This is a genomic window from Streptomyces sp. NPDC022910 (assembly GCF_055561075.1).
In genome coordinates, this window is the sequence record NZ_JBVHHL010000036.1 from 24,608 (window position 1) to 45,127 (window position 20,520).

Annotated in this window: 22 protein-coding genes and 6 pseudogenes; 15 read left to right on the forward strand and 13 right to left on the reverse strand. The window is 71.4% G+C overall.

Annotation, left to right across the window (positions count from 1 at the left end):
* Positions 1-8: 8 nt before the first annotated feature.
* Positions 9-395, reverse strand: coding sequence for an anti-sigma factor antagonist (locus tag ACZ3TS_RS28360; protein ID WP_467623353.1), 387 nt, complete (start codon positions 393-395; stop codon positions 9-11).
* A 130-nt stretch (positions 396-525) separates the two neighbouring features.
* Positions 526-954 carry a MarR family winged helix-turn-helix transcriptional regulator gene (locus tag ACZ3TS_RS28365; protein ID WP_467623357.1) on the reverse strand — a complete coding sequence of 143 codons (429 nt, stop codon included), beginning with the start codon at positions 952-954 and terminating at the stop codon, positions 526-528.
* Between the two features lie 11 nt (positions 955-965).
* Between ACZ3TS_RS28365 and ACZ3TS_RS28370 the strand changes: the two are divergent.
* Both ACZ3TS_RS28370 and ACZ3TS_RS28375 read left to right on the forward strand, forming a co-directional pair.
* A pseudogene (locus ACZ3TS_RS28370) lies at positions 966-1,803 on the forward strand (aldehyde dehydrogenase family protein); the annotation flags it as partial.
* Positions 1,804-1,856: 53 nt separating this feature from the next.
* A complete protein-coding gene (locus ACZ3TS_RS28375) occupies positions 1,857-2,963 on the forward strand; it encodes an NAD(P)-dependent alcohol dehydrogenase (protein WP_467623360.1) in 1,107 nt (368 codons plus the stop codon).
* Between the two features lie 7 nt (positions 2,964-2,970).
* On the opposite strand, the gene ACZ3TS_RS28380 is transcribed toward ACZ3TS_RS28375, so the two are convergent.
* Positions 2,971-3,093 (reverse strand): hypothetical protein, encoded by a 123-nt coding sequence (locus ACZ3TS_RS28380; RefSeq protein WP_467623496.1) that lies wholly within the window; start codon positions 3,091-3,093, stop codon positions 2,971-2,973.
* On the opposite strand from ACZ3TS_RS28380, the pseudogene ACZ3TS_RS28385 reads away from it, so the two are divergent.
* Positions 3,085-3,335, forward strand: a pseudogene (locus ACZ3TS_RS28385) (helix-turn-helix domain-containing protein); the annotation flags it as partial. The gene ACZ3TS_RS28380 and the pseudogene ACZ3TS_RS28385 sit on opposite strands and share 9 nt — an antisense overlap.
* 10 nt (positions 3,336-3,345) lie before the next feature.
* Here the strand turns inward: ACZ3TS_RS28385 and ACZ3TS_RS28390 are convergent.
* Positions 3,346-3,857, reverse strand: a pseudogene (locus tag ACZ3TS_RS28390) (TetR/AcrR family transcriptional regulator).
* A 46-nt stretch (positions 3,858-3,903) separates the two neighbouring features.
* Positions 3,904-4,266: pseudogene (locus ACZ3TS_RS28395) on the reverse strand (DUF1304 domain-containing protein).
* A gap of 204 nt (positions 4,267-4,470) precedes the next feature.
* Here ACZ3TS_RS28395 and ACZ3TS_RS28400 point away from each other — a divergent pair.
* Entirely contained in the window at positions 4,471-5,970 is a 1,500-nt protein-coding gene (locus ACZ3TS_RS28400; protein WP_467623363.1) for a hypothetical protein, read from the forward strand.
* On the opposite strand, the gene ACZ3TS_RS28405 is transcribed toward ACZ3TS_RS28400, so the two are convergent.
* The gene (locus ACZ3TS_RS28405; protein ID WP_467623366.1) at positions 5,967-6,200 is read right to left on the reverse strand and encodes a hypothetical protein; all 234 of its coding nucleotides are present in this window, start codon (positions 6,198-6,200) and stop codon (positions 5,967-5,969) included. The two genes, ACZ3TS_RS28400 and ACZ3TS_RS28405, sit on opposite strands and share 4 nt — an antisense overlap.
* A 522-nt stretch (positions 6,201-6,722) precedes the next feature.
* Here ACZ3TS_RS28405 and ACZ3TS_RS28410 point away from each other — a divergent pair.
* The 3 genes from ACZ3TS_RS28410 (at position 6,723) to ACZ3TS_RS28420 (ending at position 8,430) form a co-directional block, all read left to right on the forward strand.
* Positions 6,723-7,433, forward strand: a complete 711-nt coding sequence (locus ACZ3TS_RS28410; protein ID WP_467623369.1) for a TetR/AcrR family transcriptional regulator — start codon at positions 6,723-6,725, stop codon at positions 7,431-7,433.
* 67 nt (positions 7,434-7,500) lie between these two features.
* On the forward strand, positions 7,501-7,962 hold the full coding sequence (locus tag ACZ3TS_RS28415; protein ID WP_467623372.1) for a pyridoxamine 5'-phosphate oxidase family protein: 462 nt from the start codon (positions 7,501-7,503) through the stop codon (positions 7,960-7,962).
* A 75-nt stretch (positions 7,963-8,037) separates the two neighbouring features.
* A complete protein-coding gene (locus ACZ3TS_RS28420) occupies positions 8,038-8,430 on the forward strand; it encodes a VOC family protein (protein ID WP_467623375.1) in 393 nt (130 codons plus the stop codon).
* Between the two features lie 140 nt (positions 8,431-8,570).
* On the opposite strand, the gene ACZ3TS_RS28425 is transcribed toward ACZ3TS_RS28420, so the two are convergent.
* A complete protein-coding gene (locus ACZ3TS_RS28425; protein ID WP_467623378.1) occupies positions 8,571-8,882 on the reverse strand; it encodes a DUF4235 domain-containing protein in 312 nt (103 codons plus the stop codon).
* A 47-nt stretch (positions 8,883-8,929) separates the two neighbouring features.
* Positions 8,930-9,940 carry a glutathione S-transferase family protein gene (locus ACZ3TS_RS28430; protein WP_467623381.1) on the reverse strand — a complete coding sequence of 337 codons (1,011 nt, stop codon included), beginning with the start codon at positions 9,938-9,940 and terminating at the stop codon, positions 8,930-8,932.
* Between the two features lie 152 nt (positions 9,941-10,092).
* On the opposite strand from ACZ3TS_RS28430, the gene ACZ3TS_RS28435 reads away from it, so the two are divergent.
* Positions 10,093-11,121, forward strand: a complete 1,029-nt coding sequence (locus ACZ3TS_RS28435) for a cation diffusion facilitator family transporter (protein WP_467623384.1) — start codon at positions 10,093-10,095, stop codon at positions 11,119-11,121.
* A gap of 98 nt (positions 11,122-11,219) precedes the next feature.
* Here the strand turns inward: ACZ3TS_RS28435 and ACZ3TS_RS28440 are convergent, their stop codons facing one another.
* Positions 11,220-11,795 carry a TetR/AcrR family transcriptional regulator gene (locus ACZ3TS_RS28440; protein WP_467623387.1) on the reverse strand — a complete coding sequence of 192 codons (576 nt, stop codon included), beginning with the start codon at positions 11,793-11,795 and terminating at the stop codon, positions 11,220-11,222.
* 265 nt (positions 11,796-12,060) lie between these two features.
* Here ACZ3TS_RS28440 and ACZ3TS_RS28445 point away from each other — a divergent pair, with 265 nt between their 5' ends.
* A complete protein-coding gene (locus tag ACZ3TS_RS28445) occupies positions 12,061-14,397 on the forward strand; it encodes a SpoIIE family protein phosphatase (RefSeq protein ID WP_467623390.1) in 2,337 nt (778 codons plus the stop codon).
* A gap of 10 nt (positions 14,398-14,407) precedes the next feature.
* Positions 14,408-14,612, forward strand: a pseudogene (locus ACZ3TS_RS28450) (hypothetical protein); the annotation flags it as partial.
* 59 nt (positions 14,613-14,671) lie between these two features.
* Here the strand turns inward: ACZ3TS_RS28450 and ACZ3TS_RS28455 are convergent.
* Entirely contained in the window at positions 14,672-15,118 is a 447-nt protein-coding gene (locus ACZ3TS_RS28455) for a nitroreductase family deazaflavin-dependent oxidoreductase (protein WP_467623393.1), read from the reverse strand.
* Between the two features lie 199 nt (positions 15,119-15,317).
* Positions 15,318-15,950 carry a LysE/ArgO family amino acid transporter gene (locus ACZ3TS_RS28460; protein WP_467623493.1) on the reverse strand — a complete coding sequence of 211 codons (633 nt, stop codon included), beginning with the start codon at positions 15,948-15,950 and terminating at the stop codon, positions 15,318-15,320.
* Positions 15,951-16,286: 336 nt separating this feature from the next.
* On the opposite strand from ACZ3TS_RS28460, the gene ACZ3TS_RS28465 reads away from it, so the two are divergent.
* Together ACZ3TS_RS28465 and ACZ3TS_RS28470 are read left to right on the forward strand one after the other, a co-directional pair.
* Positions 16,287-17,492, forward strand: a complete 1,206-nt coding sequence (locus ACZ3TS_RS28465) for a cytochrome P450 (RefSeq protein WP_467623396.1) — start codon at positions 16,287-16,289, stop codon at positions 17,490-17,492.
* Between the two features lie 12 nt (positions 17,493-17,504).
* The gene (locus ACZ3TS_RS28470) at positions 17,505-17,717 is read left to right on the forward strand and encodes a ferredoxin (RefSeq protein ID WP_467623399.1); all 213 of its coding nucleotides are present in this window, start codon (positions 17,505-17,507) and stop codon (positions 17,715-17,717) included.
* A gap of 33 nt (positions 17,718-17,750) precedes the next feature.
* On the opposite strand, the pseudogene ACZ3TS_RS28475 reads toward ACZ3TS_RS28470, so the two are convergent.
* A pseudogene (locus ACZ3TS_RS28475) lies at positions 17,751-18,290 on the reverse strand (sigma factor-like helix-turn-helix DNA-binding protein); the annotation flags it as partial.
* On the opposite strand from ACZ3TS_RS28475, the gene ACZ3TS_RS28480 reads away from it, so the two are divergent.
* Positions 18,217-18,393, forward strand: a complete 177-nt coding sequence (locus ACZ3TS_RS28480; RefSeq protein ID WP_467623401.1) for a hypothetical protein — start codon at positions 18,217-18,219, stop codon at positions 18,391-18,393. The pseudogene ACZ3TS_RS28475 and the gene ACZ3TS_RS28480 overlap by 74 nt on opposite strands.
* Here the strand turns inward: ACZ3TS_RS28480 and ACZ3TS_RS28485 are convergent.
* Positions 18,384-18,938 carry a TetR/AcrR family transcriptional regulator gene (locus ACZ3TS_RS28485; RefSeq protein ID WP_467623404.1) on the reverse strand — a complete coding sequence of 185 codons (555 nt, stop codon included), beginning with the start codon at positions 18,936-18,938 and terminating at the stop codon, positions 18,384-18,386. The two genes, ACZ3TS_RS28480 and ACZ3TS_RS28485, sit on opposite strands and share 10 nt — an antisense overlap.
* A gap of 105 nt (positions 18,939-19,043) precedes the next feature.
* On the opposite strand from ACZ3TS_RS28485, the gene ACZ3TS_RS28490 reads away from it, so the two are divergent.
* Entirely contained in the window at positions 19,044-19,574 is a 531-nt protein-coding gene (locus ACZ3TS_RS28490) for a flavoprotein (protein WP_467623407.1), read from the forward strand.
* Between the two features lie 35 nt (positions 19,575-19,609).
* Positions 19,610-20,494 (forward strand): alpha/beta fold hydrolase, encoded by an 885-nt coding sequence (locus ACZ3TS_RS28495; RefSeq protein WP_467623410.1) that lies wholly within the window; start codon positions 19,610-19,612, stop codon positions 20,492-20,494.
* The last annotated feature ends 26 nt before the right edge of the window (positions 20,495-20,520 follow it).

A 20,520-nucleotide genomic window follows, 5' to 3' on the forward strand; every position in this document is an offset into this window, starting at 1 on the left:
TCACTCGATCAATTGGTCTCGAAGGATCCTGTGGCCTCCGACTGGCTCAGCGCCTCCTCCAGCGACGCAGACGGCGGCAGTTGCTGTGCCAGGCCGGTGATCCGCAGGATGCGCAGCGTCAGCGGATGGGTGCAGACCAGGTGCAGTGTGCCGCCCTGCGCCAGCACACGGCGTCTGGCCCGGTACAGCAGGCGCAGTCCGGAGCAGTCGAAGAACTCGACCGGCCGTAGGTCGATGACGATGCGAGGCGCCGGACGGCCCGTCGCCGAGTCCAGGAAGGGCGTGATCTCGAACGCGGCGAGTACATCGATCTCGCCGTGGAACTCGAGCACCAGATGACCGCGATCCCGGTGGATGCGCAGATGCCGGGTGAGCGGTGCAGGGTCGTGCTGCACGTCGACATCGCCTCCAACCGACTGCTCGCCCCAACGTGCAAGTTACCCTCGATGGAGTGAATTTGAGCATGTTCGATTGACATATGTCTTCGAAATGCGGAGGCGCCCTCCTGTGAAATGCGTGGCGGAACTACGACAGCGCGTGCCACGCCTTGGACAGCGCATGACGGAACTGGTCGGCCTGGTGTGACGTGAGGTCGCGGACCATCCGCTCCTCCAGCTCCCGCACCGGACCGGCGAACCGGGCGAGCAGCTCCCGCCCGGCGTCGGTCAGCAGTATGAGCAGTTCCCGGCGGTTGTGCGGGTTGCGTTCCCGCCGGACGAGTCCGCGGCCCTCCAGGGACCGTACGAGGTCGGCCATCGACTGGGCCGTGACGAACGAGTCGCGGGCCAACTGGGCTGCCGACAGCCCGTCGTGGCGCTCGAGGACGGTGAGGGCCGTGTACTGCAGGGCCGTGATCCCGGCGGGCTTGACCAGCTCGTCCAGGTGCGAGCGCACCACGAGTTCCACCTGCTTGACCATGTAGAGCAGCGAGGGGCGTGTCTTTGTACCGACCATGCGTTCACCCGCTGAACGTCGTCACCGGTACGGGCCCGGTCGCGGGCGAGGCGCTGCTGCGCAACCCCGGTATCGACAAGGTCGCCTTCACCGGTTCCACTGCGGTCGGCCGGCACGTGGCGGGCGTGGCGGGTGAGGGGCTCAAGTCCGTCACGATGGAACTGGGCGGCAACGCGGCGCACATCGTCTTCGAGGACGCGGACGTCGAGAAGGCGGTCGGCGCGGTCATCAAGGCCTTCGTCTTCAACACCGGCCAGTTCTGCATGGCCGGTCCCCGGCTGCTGGTCGCCCGCCCGGTACACGACACCCTGGTCGGCATCCTCGCCGAGGCGGTCGCCGGGGTCCCCGTCGGCGACCCGCGCGATCCGGGCACCGTCGTCGGGCCGATGGCGGGGGAGAAGCACCTCAAGAAGGTCGAGGAGTACGTCGAACTGGCCCGCAAGGAGGGCGGCAGGGTCGTCGTCGGCGGTGAGCGGCTCGACCTGAGCGGCGGCTACTACTACAAGCCGACGGTGATCACCGGCCTCGCCAACGACTCCCGAGTGGTGCAGGAGGAGATCTTCGGACCTGTCCTCACCGTCCAGCCCTTCGACTCCGAGGACGAGGCCGTGCACCTGGCCAACTCCACGCCGTACGGCCTGGCGTCGGGCATCCAGACCGCGAACCTCACCCGTGCCCACCGCGTCGCCGAGCGCCTCCAGGCCGGCATCGTCTGGATCAACGACTGGGCGATGCTCGACCCCGCGGTCCCCTTCGGCGGTGTCAAGGACTCCGGCTTCGGCCGCGAGTACGGACCCGAGGCCCGCCTCCTACACCAAGGTCAAGTCCGTCGTCGTCTCGCTCGACTGACCCGCACCTGCGCGGGACCCCAACTCGACCGTTTTCACAGAGGAGTTCGTACGATGCCCACCACCACTCGTGCCGCCGTGGTCGAGTCAGGGGGAGCGCCCTTCACGCTCGCCGACGTCGAGCTCGAGGCACCCGGTCGGGGCGAGGCCCTCGTCCGCATGGTGGCCACCGGCCTGTGTCACACCGATCTCGGCGTGGCGAGCGGCGGTCTGCCGTTCCCCCTGCCAGGCGTCCTCGGCCACGAGGGAGCCGGAGTCGTCGAGGCCGTCGGACCGGATGTGATGGGCGTGAAGCCCGGCGACCACGTTGTGCTGTCCTTCACCTCCTGCGGCGGCTGCCGCAACTGCCGTGACGGACATCCGGCGTACTGTGCCACCTGGCTCCCGCTGAACCTGATCGGCGGCCGCCGCGCCGACGGCACCAGCACCATCAGCCGCGACGGCACACCGATCGGCGGCCACTTCTTCGGCCAGTCCTCCTTCGCCGAACGGGCGCTCGTGGACCAGCGCAGCCTGGTCAAGGTCGACCCCGACGTGCCGCTGGAGTCCATCGCCCCGCTCGGCTGCGGGGTGCAGACCGGGGTCGGCGCCGTGTGGAACGTCCTCGAGCCGCGCGCGGGGAGCACGCTCGTCGTCCTCGGTGCCGGCGCCGTCGGCCTGTCCGCGGTGATGGCGGCGGCGCTGACCCCGGCGACGGAGATCATCGCCGTGGACCGGTTCGCCGAACGCCTGATCCTGGCCAAGGAGCTGGGGGCCACGCACACGGTCAACGCGGCCGAGGCCGACCTCGGTGAGGCGCTCGCCCTGCTGACCGACGGCCGGGGAGCCGACGGCGTCGTCGAGACCACCGGCAACGTCGGTGTGCTGCGCCAGGGCGCCGACGCGCTCGCCGCCCGCGGCACCCTGGTCGTCGTCGGTGCTCCGCCCTTCGGCACCGAGGTCGCCCTGGACGTCAACGGGCTGCTGCCCGGCAAGCGGATCGTCGGTCTCACCCTCGGCGACAGCGAGACCCAGGCGTTCATCCCCGCCCTCGTCCGGCTGGTCAAGGAGGGGCGACTGCCGCTGCACCGCCTGATCAGCACCTATCCGTTCGCGGACATCGACCAGGCGGTGCGGGACATGAACGCGGGCAAGACGATCAAGCCCGTGCTCACCTTCTGAGTGCCCGTCAGGCCACCAGCAGAACCAGGCTGCCCGTGGTCCGGCCGGTGTCGCCCGACTCGTGCGCCTTGGCGGCATCGGCCGGCGGGAACGGCCCGGCGATCGTGGCACGGAGCTTGCCTCCGGTCACGTCCGGATGAGCCTGCGCACCTTCGCCCGGCGCTTCAACGACGGGGTGGGCATGAGTCCCGGCCGTCGGCTCATCAAGCAGCGCGTCGCCCGAGCCCGCCGTCCGCTGGAGTTCACGGATCTGCCGGTGCACCAGATCGCCGGCCAGGTCGGCTTCGCGACGGGCGTCTCGCTGTGGCAGCACCTGCACGCGGCCATCGGCGTGTCGCCGCAGGATACCGCCGCACGTTCCAGGCGGTCCGACGACGGGGGATCACCGGCTGCGGTGCAGGGCGACCAGCAACTGCCATGAATGGTCGGCGACTTGGTCCGGCGTGGCCTCGATGAGTCCGTGCAGCCAGTCCGCGAGCACGCCCCGAACGTGGCGGCCACGGCGGACGCGACCAGCGGCGCGTCGGCGGCTCCCGCGCGTTCGCGCTCGTCCAGGCTGCGGGCGCGCAGAACCCGGTGCAGGACCCGGCCGAGCGGGCCACCGCCCCCAGGAGTGAGCAGTGTGCGGTAGAGGGCGGCGTGCGGGGCGAGTCCGGCGAAGAAGGCGTGGAGTGCCGGGGGCGCGTGTACCGGGTCGGGACGGCCGCGCCGGGCGTGCAGCGCGTCCACTGCTTCCCGTACGACATCGGCGCAGGCGTCGACCGCCAGCGCCTCCAGGTCCGCGTAGTGCACATAGAACGTGGTGCGCCCGACCCCGGCCCGGCGCACCACGGCCGCCACCCCGACCTTCGCCGGCGGACGCTCGGCACACTCCCGCAGGAGAGCCTCCCGCAGCCGCGCGCGGGTGCGGGCCGCCCGTGGATCTCCGGGGGCACGGCGGTCATCCCGCGACGAGCACGGCGGTCAGGGCGAGCGCGCCGGGCAGCGCCTGGGCGAACAGGATCCGGCGATTGGCGGTTGCCGCCCCGAACACGCCGGCGATCACCACGCACCCCAGGAAGAAGACCCGCACCCGGAAGCCGGTCGGATCACCGGCGATCAGCCCCCATACCAGACCGACCGCCAGAAACCCGTTTCAGAGCCCTTGGTTGGCGGCCATCGGCGCGGTGGCACGCGCCATGTCCGGCCCGAACCCGTGCAGCCCGCGCCCAGGCTTCTTCTCCCACAGGAACATCTCCATGACGAGGATGTACGCGTGCAGGGCGGCCATCAGACCGACCAGCACGTTCGCCAGTATCTCCATCGTCGACAGCCCCCACGGTTCGCTCACTCATGTCCTGGACAGGTGTCCAGGATCGTCGGCGCACGACTGTAGCTGGACGGGTGTCCAGGAAATGCTGTCCGCCTCGTCCCCACACGTGTCCTGGGCCACAGTCGCGATGCCGGTTGCCCGGCGACCCCGATGGGTAGCGATGCCGTGTTTTCCGTCGCCACAAGGGGAGTTGACGTGTCGGGCAGCCTCGCGCCGGTCGGCTGGAGGGAGAGCGAGCGGGGGATGTGGGCGGCCTACCGCCGCGGCGAGTGGTACGCGGACGGCGGCGAGGTCCGGGCCGCTGCCATACGTCGGCTGCTGCTCGCCCCGCCCCAGGCCGAGCCGGGATACCTCGCCCGGCTGCGCCTCGAGGACGTCCACATCACCGGCCGTCTGGACCTGGCCGAGGCGGTCGTCGTGGGAACCCTGCGCCTGAGGAACTGCCGGTTCGAGCAGGCCCCACATCTCGACGGTGCATCACTCGGGGCGCTGGAGCTGCGGGAGTGTGTGCTGCCCGGTCTGTCCGCGGTGGGCGTGACGATCGGCTGGAAGTGGGAGATGACCCGCTGCCGTCTCCACGGGCCACTGGACCTGTACGGCGCCGGCATCGGCGGCACCCTGCAGCTGACGGACAGCGAACTGGACGGCCGCGCCGATCTGCGCGACACCTCCGTGCGCGGCAGCGTCGTCCTGAGGGGAACCACGATCCGCGATCCGCGGGGAACGGCACTCCAGGCCAACCGGCTGCACATCGGAGGGGACCTCGACGGCCGCGGCGGGCTGGTGGCCGAGGGCACGGTCGACCTGTGCGACGCCCGGGTCGGCGGCGGCGTGCTCCTCGAAGGGGCGACGCTCAGCCGCGCCCACGGGCCGGTGCTGCGCGCCCACGGCATAGACGTGGGCGCCGAGTTCAACTGCTGCGCGGGGTTCACCGCGCACGGCCGGATCTCCCTCAGCAACATCTCCGTCCGCAGCCGGGTCTCGTTCGAGGACGCCGTCATCGACGTACCGGCCGGACAGCCCGCCCTGACCTGCCGTCGCTCGACGGCCTCCGAACTCCACCTCGGCACCCGCGAGCCGGTGATCGGCATCGTCGACGTCAGCCACACCCGCGTCACCGTGCTGCGCGGCACACCCGACAGCTGGCCGGGCGCCATACGGCTGGAGGGGGTCGTCTACGACAGCCTGCTGCCCCACCTCCCCGCCGCCGAACGGCTTCCCCTGCTCGCCCGCGACCCCGAGGGCTTCACCCCGCAGCCGTACGAACAACTGGCGGCCGCCTACCGCCAGCACGGCCGGGACGGCGACGCGCGCACGGTCCAGCTCGCCAAACAGCGGCGCCTGCGCTCCACACTGGCCTGGCCGGGCAGGGTGTGGAGCGGCATCCAGGACCTCACCGTCGGTTACGGCTACCGGCCCATGCGCGCCGTGTGGTGGCTCGTCGCCATCATGATCAGCGGCACCCTGCTGTTCACCGTGTGGCCGCCGCAGCCCCTCGACCCGGGCAAGCCGCCGCACTTCCAGCCCGCCGTCTACACCTTCGACCTCCTGCTGCCGCTCGTCGACTTCGGGCAGGAACAGGCGTTCAGCCCCCGCGGGGCCCTGCAATGGGCGGCCGTCCTGCTCGTCTGCCTGGGCTGGCTCCTGGCGACCACGGCCGCGGCCGGCGCCAACCGCATCCTGCGCAGAGCCTAGGAGTCGACAAAACCTGGAGGACTCCAAGAACCGATCAGAAGATCTTTGATGAGGCGACCGCTGAGGGTGAACGGGTAGTACAGGTCGACGACGCCGCCCGGGAAGTTGCCTTCGAGGGGGTGTGTGGTGACGTAGTGGGATGCGTCGACCTTCTGTGCGCCGGTGAGTTCGTCGGTGTAGGTGTACTCGCAGGCGGCGCGGGTCAGCCAGGTCTCGGCCCCCTCCGCCACGAGTACGTCCTGACCGACCTCGGCCGCTCCTTGCGCCCGGTGATCGTCACACGGGCGGCAACGCCGCAAGCCCGGAGTGAGGATGCGGGACACCCAACCGGCCAAGGCCCCGGACGACCACCGGGAGACGCGGTCATGCGCTCCCGGCAGTATCCGTTCGGCGCGCTCCTGCGGTCCGGGGCGACGGCCCGTTCGGGTCCGACCACGCCGGCCGTCACCCCCAGGCCGATGCCGATGCTGGTGGTCGCCGCCGTGCTGGAGGCGGCGTTGGCGACGCCGTCCAGGACGCCGAGGGACTTGCGCAGGGACGGCTGCGCGGGCGGGTCCGCGCCGTACGGGGTCCGTGTCATGACCGGCTCCGATCGCACCGAGGGGCCTGAATCCGGCCCGGTGACCGGAAATGAAACTGCCCGGGGCCTTAACAGGTCAACGCTGTTGACATAAGGTGGCCCGTACCCGACCGGCTGGGCCGTTCGACAGCCTCCCGATCCGTCGGCCGACGTACGCAACAGGGGAGAGCCGATGTCCGACCGAGTCGTCCCGTCCGCCGAGCGTCGGCGCCGACGCCCGACCAAGTCCGGCGTCGTCCTGTCCGAGGAACTGATCATCGAGACCGCGCTGCGGCTGATGAAGGAGCACGGCGCCGACGCTCTCACCGTCCGCCGCCTCGGCCGTGCCCTCGGCGCCGACCCCACCGCCCTGTACCGGTACTTCCGCGACACCGACGAGCTGCTGCTCGCCATCGCCGACGAACTCATCGGCCGGACGCTGCGCATATGGCGCCCCACCGGCGAGTGGCGTGCCGACCTGTGGGAACTGGGGCTGCGCATGCACGCCGGGGCACTCGCCCACCCCCAGGCGTCCGTGCTCAGTTCGTACCGCGTGACCGGCCGTGTGCACGAGATCGAAGCCGTCGAGACGATCCTGGGCGTCCTGCGCGGAGCCGGCTTCCCCGACCCCGAGGCCGTACGGATCTATCATGCGTTCGTCGACCAGGCGCTGGCCTTCGCGGCCCTCGACGCGGCCAACGCGTCCCTCCCGCGAGCCGCGCGCGAGGCGGAGGCGGAGGTGTGGCACACCAGGTACGCCCGACTGCCCTCCGACACGCACCCGCACATCGCGGCCACGGCCCGCCATCTCGTCGCCGACATGCGCCGCAGTTCCTACCCGGTCGCGCTCGACCTGCTGCTGTCCGCGGCGGCCGCGCGGCTGACCGGGACCACCCGTCCGTAGGCCCGTCACACAGGCCGGTTCCCGTACGTCGGACCCGTACCGAACGCCATGAGGAGGCCGCACCGAGATGACCCCGCCCGCCCGCACCGCCAAGCAGCGCAAGCAGGACACCCTGCACCGGTTGGAGCACGACGTCGACGCCTGGATCGCCACCGCGGACGCCGCCGGAGGAAGCCCGTACCTCGTCCCCCTCTCCTACCTCTGGGACGGCACCACGCTGCTGGTCGCCACCCCTGCCGCGAGCCCCACCGGACGCAATCTGCGTGAGACCGGCACCGTGCGCCTGGGTATCGGACCGACCCGGGATGTCGTCCTGATCGAGGGCGGCGTCGAGGCGCTGGACCCCGCTGTGCTGCCGCAGGAGGTCGGCGACGCCTTCGCGGTGAAGACCGGCTTCGACCCGCGTCAACTCACCACCGCCTACCTGTACTTCCGGATCACCCCGCGCCGTGTCCAGGCGTGGCGGGAGGCCAACGAGCTGTCCGGACGCGACCTGATGCGCGACGGCGAGTGGGCGGTGGCCGACTGAATCCGGGGGAGCGGGATACCCGGGGAACGTATGCGGGCGGGGCAGCGCCCGCCCCGGATCCCGTACGGAGGAAGCATGGCACTGGTGATGACGGGCGTCGTGGTCCTGGACTGCGCAGAGCCCGAGCAACTCGCCGTGTTCTACAAGGAACTGCTCGATGCCGAGGAGACCGACGCGACCGCGAACCGGGTGGAGATCCGCGGCGCCGACGGGATGCGGATGGCGTTCCGCCGGGACGTCAACGCCACCCCGCCGAGCTGGCCCCGCCCCGAGAACTCCCTCCAGGCCCACCTCGACTTCCTCGTCGAGGACCTCGACGAGGCCGAGCGCAAGGTGGTCGGCCTGGGCGGCCGCCCGTTGGAGGCCAAGGACGCGGCGGGGCCGTTCGAGGAACGCGGTTACGCCGATCCCGCCGGACACTCCTTCACCCTTCGCTTCACAAGGGCCGTTGCGCCGAAGCAGGGCTGAAGTCCGAGGGCCTGTCCGACCGTCGTGAAGGGTCAGTCGGGCCCTGGGCGGCGCGCACGGGTGTGCGGCAGAGCCGGTGGGTGTTGGTGTGCGGCGGCGTAGCCGTATGGGCGGGGCCGGGCTCGTTCGCGGAGAAGCCTTTAGTCCCGGCCGCCCTTCCCTGCGGCCGGCCACACCCCCGTCGACCGCTCGATCGCCTTCGCCCCCGTGCGGTCCGCCGCGCTGCGGGCGACGGCGAAAAGGGCACCCTGGAGCGCCGCGGCGAGCAGCACCTCGACCCAGCCGCGGTTCTTGTCCAGGGCGTCGGGCGCGTCGTCCTCGTGGCGTATCGCCTTCCAGGTCTTGCGGAAGGCAAGTCCCGCCAGTGCCCCGCTCGCCCAGCCCAGGGCGAATCCGACGGGCCGGTAGACGAGCGGAAGCTTCGCCTTCCTGCCCTGCTTTTCCTTCGCCACGTGCGTCTCCTCTGCTGCCTGTGGTCCTCTGCTGCCGCACCGGTGTCTCAGGGCCGTCCACCGACCGCGACCTCCTCGGCCGCACGCACCGGTTCCGGCGGGGTGCCGTCCCCGAACGGGTGGCCGCCCAACTGCTCCCGGCCGTGCGGCGCTAGCCAGCCGGCGAGGTCAGGGCCGAGCGGCACGATGCCGGTCGGATTGATGCCCGTGTGGACCCGGTAGTAGTGCCGCTTGATGTGGTCGAAGTCGACGGTGTCACCGAAACCGGGCGTCTGGTAGAGGTCTCGGGCGTAGGCCCACAGCACCGGGTCCTCCGCCAGCTTCCGGCGGTTGCACTTGAAGTGGCCGTGATAGACGGCGTCGAAACGCACAAGTGTGGTGAACAGACGGATGTCCGCCTCGGTGATGGTGTCGCCGACGAGGTAGCGCCGCCCGGTCAGGCGCTCCGACAGCCACTCCAGCCGGCGGAACACAGCGGTGCACGCCTCGTCGTACTCCTTCTGGTGCGTGGCGAAACCCGCCCGGTACACCCCGTTGTTCACGTCCTCGTACACGCCCCGCATCACGTCGTCGATCTCGTCCCGCTCCTGCTCCGGGTAGAGGTCGGGCGCCCCCTTCCGGTGCAGGGCCGTCCACTCAGTGGCCAGGTCGAGGGTGATCTGCTGGAAGTCGTTGGTGACCAGCCGGCCCGTGGGCACGTCCACGATCGCCGGTACGCTGACGCCCCCGGGGTAGCCGCTCTCCCGGGCCTCGTAGGCCTCGCTGAGGAAACGGATGCCGAGGACGGGATCGCGGCCGTCGGGGTCGAGCGTGAAGCGCCAACTGCGGTCGTCCTGGATCGGATCCACGACGGCCAGGGACAGCGCGTCCTCCAGGCCGAGCAGCCGCCGCGCGATCACGGCCCGGCTCGCCCAGGGGCAGGCCCGGCTGACCACCAGCCGGTAGCGGCCGGCCGCCACCGGCCAGCCGTCGCGTCCGTCCGCCGTGATGCGGTCGGCGAAGTGGCTCTTGGAGCGCTTGAACGCCTTCTTCCCGTACGCGCTGTTGCCGTCGGCCATGCGACTCCTCCTCACGCAGGCGTTCACCCGCACGCCGGTCGGGTTCCCCGTTTTCCGCCCGCACACCGTGTGAGACGCGCGGACGGGGGCAGTCGGCGGAGGTGAGTGGGACATCCTCGAACGCGGAAAGGGTGGGCGGCACGGCGTCGGCGGTGGCCGAGCCTACGCGCGGCGATGCGCCGGGATCCGGGCCGCCACGGCGCCGCCGGTCCGCGGACCGCAAGACGCATGTGACGGTCCTCGTGGCGCTCGGCGCGAATCTGCTGATCGCCGTCGCCAAGGCCGTGGGCGGCCTCCTTGCGAGCTCGCCCGCGCTGCTGTCGGAAGCGGCGCACTCCGTCGCCGACAGCATGAACGAGATCTTCCTGCTGGCCGCCCTGCGCCGAAGCCGCCGCCCGGCCGACCGGCGCCATCCCTTCGGCTACGGCAAGGAACGGTTCTTCTGGTCGCTGCTCGCGGCCGTCGGGATCTTCGTGATGGGCGGCTGTTTCTCCTTCTTCCAGGGCTTCGAGGCGCTGAAGGGTGGCGCGAAGGAGTCGTACGAGGGCTATGTGGCCGGGCTCGCCGTGCTCGGGGTGGCCCTGGCGTCAGAGGGCGTGTCCTTGCTGCGCGCCCTCCATCAGGTGCACCGGCACCACGCCACGGCCGGGCAGGGGCTGCGGGATCCGGCGCTGCGCACGGTCGTCGCGGAGGACAGCACGGCGGTCCTCGGCGTGCTCCTCGCGATCGTCGGCATGGTGCTGCACATGGTCACCGGGAACGTGGTGTGGGAGGCGTCCGCCTCGCTCGCGATCGGCGCGCTCCTCGTGTACGTCGCCTGTCGCCTCGGTCGCGACGCCCGCGATCAACTGATCGGCCAGGCCGCCGATCCGGAGCTGAGCCGCCCGATCCGTGGGCTGCTGGCGGAGCAGCCGGAGATCGACAGCGTGGAGGAACTGCTCGCCATGCAACTGGGCCTCGAGTCCCTCCTGGTGGCCGCCCGTGTCGACCTGGTTCCCGGACTGGACAGCGAGGAGGTCGAGGAGGCCGCGGTGCGCATCAAGTTCGCGATCATGCACGCCGTTCCGGAGGCCGACCAGATCTTCCTCGACATCACGGACGCCCCGACCCGCGCGGCGGTCCGCCGGATGAACGGCGTCGAAGAGGGCCCCGCCGCGACGGGGGAGCACGGCGGGGCCTGACGGACAGCTGCCCGGTCGGGAACGGATCATGCACGCGGATTTCCAGGAAATGGGGTGGGTCCCTGTAGGCCCGCGCGTTCCATCGGATCCCGCGGCGGTCAGCCGGACGTCGGGGGCGCGGCCCGGAGGCCGTCGACGACGAGGTCGAGGATGCGTGCCGCTCGTGCCTCGCCGCCACGTGCCGGATCGATGTGCCACAGAACACTGAGCTGCAGCAGGACGTCCTCCGGGTCGAGGCCGGGCTTGAGCGATCTCTGGGCGGCCCCGGCGTCGAGCAGTACGGCGATGGCGCCGACGAAGGGAGCGTAGTACTCGTCGTCGAGGCCACCGTCGGTGGCCGCGTGGATGACCTCGGCGACGCCGTACTTGAGCCGTCCGTAGCGGGCGACCTCATCGAACCAGAGCCGGAGAGCCACCAGCGGCGGATGTTCCTGGAGCAGTGCGGGCGCGAGGTCGATCAGGTGCTGGATGTCGTGCCGGTAGAGCTCCAGGACGAGCGATTCCCGGGTGGGGAAGTGGCGGTAGAGCGTGCCGATGCCGACACCGGCCTTCTTCGCGATCCCGGTGAGGGAGGCGGTGCTCGAGGCCGCGAGCGCTTCACGGGCGACGGTCAGGATCCGGGCCCGGTTGTCGAGGGCGTCTTTCCGGGTCGGCTTCGAAGGCAGCGAGTTCACGGGTGTCAGTCGTCCGTCCAGTTCGCATTGCTGCCTGGAGGGGACTCCGGTGCGTCGGTGCCACCGGAGGGGCCTCCGCTTCATTCTGGCACACCTCGACAGCGGCGCGCGCCGGCTCCGCCGCACCCTTCGGCCCCGGCACGGCACGCGGGCGGGGGGCACGTACTGGCACACCGCGTCGACGTCGAACGTTCACCTCGTACCGCCGCTGGCGCCGGGAATCGCCGGGTTGAGCCAACGCACCCGAGGGATCATTCTGGACGACATGGAGCAAGTCGCCGCTGCGGCGATCGTCGATGCCCGGGGCACGGTGACGGGATGGAGCGAGGGCGCCCGGCAGTTGACGGGATACCCGCCCGAGGAGGTCGTGGGCCGCGCGGCGCAGGACCTGCTGGCAGGGGACATGCCACCTCCGGCACTGACCGCCCTCACCGGCACAGTGGTGGTGCGGCACCGTGACGGTCACCCCTTGCCCCTGTGCCTGAGCGCGTACCCGGTGATGGGCGCGGACGCCTCCCCGCAGGGTTTCGTGGTCACCACCGCGCCCGCGTCGGCGGACGCGATCCTGGTGGCCCAGGCCTTCCAGCAGGCACCGATCCCGATGTCGGTGTTCGACATCGGGCAGCGTTACCTCCGGGCCAACGACCAGGCGTGCGAGATGCTGCAGGTCGATGGCGACAGCGTCGTGGGACGGTACTTCCTGGAGACCGCGGACGAGCGCGACGAGTCCGACCTGCGTTTCCACCACCAGCTTCGCCAGGTCACCGAGACCGGGTTCCCCGTGCACTACGAGAATTACACCCGCACCCCGTCGCAGCGCAGGGAGCACGCCTGGACCATCGACATATGGCCGGTGCACACGGTCCCTGACGAGGTGACCGCCGTCGCCGCGTCAGCCGTCGACAACAGCGAGCAGTACTGGTCGCGCCAGCGCCTGATCCTGCTGAACGAGGCCGCGACGGCCATCGGGACCACGCTGGACGTGTTGCGCACGGCCGAGGAACTGCTCGAGGTGGTGATTCCCCGGTTCGCCGACTTCGGAAGCGTGGACCTGCTCGACTGGGTCCTCGGCAAGGATGAACCGTCCGAGGAAGCCGGCGGCGACGTCGTCCTGCGCCGTATCGCCCACCGATCGGTCACCGAGGGCACGCCCGAGGCCGCCGTCAGGCTGGGAGGCACCGACACCTACGCGCCCCATTCCCCGCCCGTCCGGGCCCTGCGGGAGGGCCGGGCCGTGCTGCGTAGGGCCGGTGAACCCGACTTCGACCGCTGGGTGCAGGAGCGCAACGGCCGCGGCGTCGGCGACGCCGCGTACCGCAGGGGAGCCCACTCCCTGGTGACGGTACCGCTGATGGCCCGTGGCACCACGTTGGGCGTGGCGGTGTTCGTCCGTATCACCAACCCGGATCCGTACGCGGCCGACGACACTGTCCTCGCGGAGGAGCTGGCCAGCCGGGCGGCTGTCTGCGTCGACAACGCCCGCCGATTCGAGCGCGAGCGATCGACCGCACTGGCCCTGCAGCACAGCCTCCTGCCGCGCGGGCTGGCCGAGCAGGCCGCACTCGACGTCGCCCACCGCTACCTCCCGTCCGGATCGCTGGCCGGTTTCGGGGGCGACTGGTTCGACGTGATCCCGCTCTCCGGCAGCCGGGTCGCCCTCGTCGTCGGTGACGTGGTCGGGCACGGCATCCGCTCCTCGGCCACCATGGGCCGGCTGCGCACGGCCGTACGGACCCTCGCCGACGTCGACCTGCCGCCCGACGAGCTCCTCACCCACCTGGACGACCTGGTGGCGCACCTGGCGGCGGGCGATGGCGGAGAGGACGTCGGCGAGCTGGGCGCGACCTGTCTGTACGCGGTCTACGACCCCATCTCCCGTCGCCTGGCCCTGGCCGCCGCGGGACATCCGGCCCCCGCCATCCTGCAGCCCGAGGGCGGTGCCCGGCTCGTCCCGATGTCCGCCGGACCGCCGCTGGGCGTCGGTGGACTGCCCTTCGAGGAGACGGAACTGGACCTGCCGGAGGGCTCGCTGATCGCCCTGTACACGAACGGGCTGATCGAGGGCCGCGACCGCGACCTGGACCGAGGCGCCATCGAGCTGTGCCGCGCACTGGAGACCTCGAGCGACTCCCTCGACGATCTCTGCGACAAGGTCGTGAAGTCGGTGCTGTCCGACGAGCCCGGCGACGACGTCGCCCTGCTGCTGGCCCGCACCCGGGCGCTGGGCGCCGACCAGGTGGCCGCCTGGGACGTCCCGCCGGATCCCGCCTACGTCGCCACCGCCCGGCAGCACGCCATCGAGCAGCTGGCCGAGTGGGGTCTGGACGAGATCGCGTTCGTCACCGAGCTGGTCGTCAGCGAACTGGTGACCAACGCGATCCGTTACGGCGGACCGCCCATCCAGTTGCGGCTGATCCGTGACCGCTCGCTGATCTGCGAGGTGTCCGACGGCAGCTCCACCTCACCGCATCTGCGCAGGGCCCACGCCTTCGACGAGGGCGGCCGGGGTCTGCTGCTGGTCGCCCAGCTCACCCAGCGCTGGGGCAGCCGGCAGACCAGCGAGGGGAAGACGATCTGGGCGGAACAGCCGCTGCCTGCCTGACGCCGGGCGCCTGAGCTACTGGCAGCAGGGTGCGCGCCGCCCGCAGTGACCCGAGTTTCTGCGCGCGGTGCGCGCCCTGGAGGAGATCCTCCGGCTACCGGACGAAACGCTGATCCGGCTGCCCGGCCGGGGCCGACCAGCGACCCGTGCCTGACCGTCCCCCGGGCCGTTCGTACCGCTCCCTGGTGGAGGCCTCGGGCCTGCTGGAACGCCTCCCGGTAGACACGTACCGGGCCGCACGACGACAGCCGTGCGGCCCGGTGATCCGGCCCGCTCACTTCCCGGTCGGCTCCAGCACGAAGACGGGGATCTCACGGTCGGTCTTCTTCTGGTAGTCGGCGTACGGCGGATACGCCGCGACCGCCCGCTCCCACCACGTCGCCTTCTCCTCGCCCGTCACCTCACGAGCCGCCATCTCCTGGCGCTCGGGCCCGTCCTGGAGCTCCACCGTGGGATGCTGAGTGAGGTTGTGGTACCAGACGGGATGCTTGGGCGCTCCGCCCTGAGAGGCCACCACCGCGTACCGGCCCTCGTGCTCGACGCGCATCAGCGGAGTCTTGCGGATCTTGCCGCTCTTGGCCCCCAGGGTCGTGAGGATGATCACCGGCAGCCCCGTGTCCATGAGGGTCGTCCCCTTGGTGCCGCCGGAACTCTCGTACAACTCGACCTGCTCGCGCACCCACTGCGCCGGACTCGGCTCGTACTCGCCCTCAAGAGGCATGGCATCCGTCCCATCGTCGCGTACAACTGCTGTCACGTCCGCGGTCCCACGGTGCCGCGGGCCCCCGGACCAGGCGTTGCAGGATTCAACACCAGCCGCCCACGGTTTCATCCGTGGCACGCGCCCGGGAACCCACCCCGGCCGGTCGCCCTGAACAGGGACCGGCCAGAGATCCCTCCATACCGGGGGACGCTTTGCGTCAGTCCGGCCGCACCAGCATCCGCACCGCCAGTGTGACCATCACTGCGCTGGAGAGGCACGCCGTCACCAGCCGCCCGTGCCGCCCGGTCAACGCCCGGCCGAGCAGCGCGCCGCCCCCGGCCAGCGTCAGCTGCCAGCTCGCGGACGCGGCGAAGGCCGCGAGGACAAACACGCCCTGCTCCAGCGGCTGCACCGGGTCCCCGGCGCGGCTGCCGAGCACCAGCGCGGCAAAGTAGATCACGGTGGTCGGGTTGAGCAGCGTGATGCCCAGCAGCCAGAGATAGGCCCGCGCGGGCCCGGGCGGCGCGGTGCGCGCAGCGGTGGTGGTGCCCGCGGTGCGGTACTGACGCAGTGCGGCGACCGTGCCGCGCACGGCGAGGGCGGCCAGCACCAGGGCTGACACCCAGCGCAGTGGGACCAGGACCGGCTGGAGCGCGGCGGCCAAGGCGGTGCCGCCGACGGCCGCCACAAGGGCGTACAGCCCGTCGGCCGTGGCGACGCCCAGGCCGGCGCACGCGCCGGTCCGCAGGGACGTACGGGCGGTGAGAGAGACGAGGTAGGCCGCGACGGCTCCGACGGGCACGGCGATGCCGTAACCCGCGACAAGCCCCGCGACGAGCGCCCCCGTCACGACCGGGGAAGCGAGAGCCTCCGCGGACGGCACGGCTGCTGTCGGCCCCGCACCGGGCAAGCGGCGGCGGAGGTCGGCGGCAGAAGGGCTTCGCATGTCGGCATGCACGGATCCTCGGGGAGCCGCGGATGCGCAGGCAAGCGAATTACGATGGCCACTGCGGGCGCGCGCGACGCGTCCCCGGCGTTGCAGCGGCACGAGCCGCCCGGCCGACGACATGCTTCGGCCATATACGGCAACCGGCGGATCTGGCCGACCTTCGGGTCGCTCCGTAGGTGCCTCGGGCATCTAATGGTGATCGGCAAGAGCGAATCTTCGCGTGCGAGGTCATTCATCATGAAAACCGGTACAACCGTGTCAGAACCCGTTGCGTTCCCCCAGGACCGCACCTGCCCCTACCACCCGCCCACGGCCTACGACCCGTTGCGAGAGCGACGGCCCCTCACCCGGGTCACCCTTTACGACGGGCGTGACGTCTGGGTGGTCACCGGACACTCCACGGCCCGTGAACTGCTCGCCGACCCGCGACTTTCCTCCGACCGCCACCGCGCCGCGTTCCCGGTGACCAACGAGCGCTTCGCCGCCGCCCGTGACCGCAGGCTCACCCTGCTCGGCGTGGACGACCCCGAGCACCACACGCAGCGCCGCATGCTGGTTCCCAGCTTCACCCTGAAACGGGCCACAGCCCTGCGCCCGCGCATCCAGGAAACGGTCGACCGGCTGCTGTCGGCGATGGAGGCGGCGGGGCCGCCGGCCGAGCTGGTCAGCGCCTTCGCGCTGCCCCTGCCGTCCATGGTGATCTGCGCACTGCTGGGCGTCCCCTACGCCGACCACGAATTCTTCGAGGAGCAGTCCCGCCGGCTGCTGCGCGGCCCGTCCACGGCCGACACCCGGGACGCCCGGGACCGGCTGGACGGGTACCTCGAGGAGCTGATCGACCGCAAGCGCGAGAAGCCGGGAGACGGACTGCTCGACGAGCTGATCCAGGAGCAGCTGCGCGACGGCGCGCTGGAGCGGGCCGAGCTGGTCTCCATGGCCACGCTCCTGCTGGTCGCCGGGCACGAGACGACCGCCAACATGATCTCCCTCGGTACCTTCACCCTGCTCCGCCACCCCGAGCAGCTGTCCGAGCTGCGCGCCGATCCGGACCTGATGTCCGCCGCGGTCGAGGAGCTGCTGCGCTTCCTGTCCATCGCCGACGGGCTCGTACGGGTGGCCACCGAGGACATCGAGATCGCCGGCACGACCATCCGGGCCGACGAGGGCGTCCTGTTCTCCACATCCGTCATCAACCGGGACACCGCCGCGTTCCCCGAACCCGACACCCTGGACTGGCACCGCCCGTCCCGCCACCACGTCGCCTTCGGGTTCGGCATCCACCAGTGCCTCGGCCAGAACCTGGCCCGGGCCGAGCTGGAGATCGCCCTGCGCACCCTCTTCGAACGGCTGCCCGGTCTGCGGCTCGCCGCCCCCGCGGAGGAGATCCCCTTCAAGCCGGGCGACACGATCCAGGGGATGCTGGAACTCCCCGTGACCTGGTAGGAGGCTGCGACCATGACCGGCGACATCACCATTTCCATCGACAAGGACGTCTGCATCGGGGCGGGCCAGTGCGCCCTCACCGCGCCCGGCGTCTTCACCCAGGACGACGACGGCTACAGCGAAGTGCTGCCCGGCAAGGCGGACGGCGGCGGCGACCCGCTGGTACGGGAGGCCGCGCGCGCCTGCCCGGTGAGCGCCATCACCGTGTCCGAGAAAGGAGGCTGAGCACGCTCACCGCAATGGTGACAACCCGTCACCTCACCCATCGAGGACGGCGAGGGCGAGCCCCCGCAGCCGTACGGGGTCGGCGATCGCCTCGTACGAGGTGACCCCGCCGTCCTCGACCGTGACCCGCAGCACCAGACGCAGGCGCCCGCGCGGGGCCACCACGACCCCCACCGCCCCGTCCACGAGCGCCACTTCGGCGAATCGGGCCCGCCTGCGCAGCAGCACCGTCTGTTCCGCCACAGCCCGCGCCCCGCGCAGCTCCGGTGCCCCGCCCGGTGGCAACGCCACGGCGTCGGCGCGTCGTACGACATCAGGGGCCAGCACCTCCAGCAGTCCGCCGAGGTCACCGCCGCGCGCCGCCGCCAGGAATGCCTCGACCACCCGACGGTGCCCGTCCAGTTCCTTGGCCGGCAGCACGGGGGCGCCACGCACCTTGTGCCGGGCACGGCTCGCGAGCTTCTTGGTGGCCACGGTCGAGCGGCCCACGACCGCGGCGATGTCCTCGAAGGGCACGGCGAACGAGTCGTGCAACACGAACGCGATCCGCTCGGCGGGGGAGAGCCTGTCGAGTGAACTGGCCCGCTTCCGGGCCCTGGCGGACGCGTCGCTCGCGGCGGCCCGGACCGAGCTGAGCGAACTGGCCTCCCGCCCGCCGGCCCCGCTCTACCGGTAGGCCCCCAGCAGGAGCCGGGCCGCGTGGCCCGCCTGTTCGGCGGGCTCCGCGGTGGCTTCTATGCCTGCGGTGACCATGGCGCCCTCGGCCAGCAGGTACAGCTGCTCGGCGAGGGGCGCGGGCAGTCCGGCGTCGGCCACCAGACCGGCCACGTAGGCTTTGAACGCCTGCTTGTGGGCACGCACCTGGGTCAGCACCCGGGGCGACGTGGCGCCCAGCTCGCCGTAGGAGTTGATCCAGGCGCAGCCGCGGAAGTCGGGCTCGCGGAACCACTCACCCAGCCAGTCGAACACCGCCGTGATCCGCTCCACGGGGTCGGTGTGCCGGTCCACGTGCGCGGCCAGCCGCTGCCGCCAGCGCGCGTCGCGCCGCTCCAGATAGGCCTCCACCAGCTGTTCCTTGGTGGGGAACAGCTGGTACAACCGCTTGAGCGACACCCCGGACGTACCGCGGATGTCGTCCATCCCGACGGTCTGTATGCCACGGCCGTAGAACAGCTTCTCCGCGGCGTCCAGCGCCCTGTCACGTGCGAGTTCACGGTCCATGTGCGGCCTCCTCCCAGGGCGTCCTCGGCTGGAGAACCAGCGTTCTCAACGGTAGCAGCCGCGCGATGCGGAAGGTCGTCCCAGGCCTGCCCCTACAGTGCACGCGTGACCGAGAACGCCTCGAAATCCTTCCTGTACGTCGTCGTCTGCGCCGCGGGCATCGCGCAGGACGTGGGCCAACTGATCACGGCCGCCCAGGAGCGGGACTGGGAGGTGGGCGTCATCGCCACGCCGCTCGCACTGCGGTTCTTCGACACGGCCGCGGTCGAGGAGCGGACGGGCCGCCCGATCCGGTCCGCCTGGCGCGCCCCGGGAGACCCGCGGCCCTTCCCGGACCCGGACGCGGTCGTCGTGGCCCCGGCCACCTTCAACACGGTCAACAAGTGGGCCGCCGGCATATCCGACACCCTCGCGCTGGGCGCCCTGTGCGAGGCGTACGGGCTCGGCGTCCCGATCGCCGTCCTGCCCTGTGTCAGCGAGGCGCTGGCGACCCACCCCGCCTACCGTGCCAGCCTCGAACGGCTGAGCGGGATGGGCGTCCGGTTCGGTGATCCGTACGCCGGAGAGGTGAGCGTGGACGGCCGGCGCCCGGAGTTCGGCTGGGAGCGGGCCCTGAACCTGCTCACCCCCGGTTGACCCTCTGCCCCGCCCCGACGTTCTAGTGTCGTCCCATGACCGGAGACCGTATCCTGCTGGCCGTTCATGACCACGGGGGCGAGGGGCCGCCCCTGCTGCTTCTGCACGGCGCCGGACGCTCGCTCGCCGACTGGGCCGCCGTCGCGCCCCTTCTCGCGGCGCGCCACCGTGTGCTGGCGGTGGACCTGCGCGGCCACGGCCGCTCGCCGTCCGGCCCCTGGAGCCTGCCCGAGGTGCTCGGCGACCTCGAGCAGGTGCTGGCGGCATGCGGGATCCCGGATGCCCTTCCGGTCGGGCACTCCCTCGGCGGAATGCTCGCCGTGCTGTACGCCCTGGAGCACCCGGACGTCACCCCCGCTGCCGTGAACCTCGACGGATTCGGCTGGGGGCGCCCGGACCAGTACGTGGGCCTCGATCGGGACTACGTCACCCGGCACCTGGTGAAAGTGAGGGAGTTGACTGCCGCGAGCCAGGGCAGGGAGCTGTCCGCGGACGGGCTCAAGGAACTCCTCGCCGAGCAGCGCGCGATGTCCGACCGACTGGGCATCCCCTACGAGCTGCTGGAGGCCGGCGTCCTGCGCTCCGTGCACGAGCGGCAGGACGGGGTCCTGGAGGTGCGGCCCGGTCGGCAGGAGGCGCTGCAGATGCTGGCGGCCATGGAATCCCTCGACCTCTTCGCCCTGTTCCGCAGGGTGACCGTGCCATTGCTCCTGGGTCGTGCCCAGCGGGCGGTGCCCGCGGTCCCCGGCCTGGACTGGTTCGAACCGATGATGGCCGCCTACGCCAAGGGGCTGGCGCGCGACCTCGCCGGACTGGTCGAGGAGCGCCCCCAGGTGACCGTTGCCGGGATCGACGCCACGCACGCCATGCTGCTGGAGAACCCCAGGGCGGTTGCGGAGGCGATCCTCGACTTCACCTGATCCCGGCCAGGTCGCCCCGGCGTTCA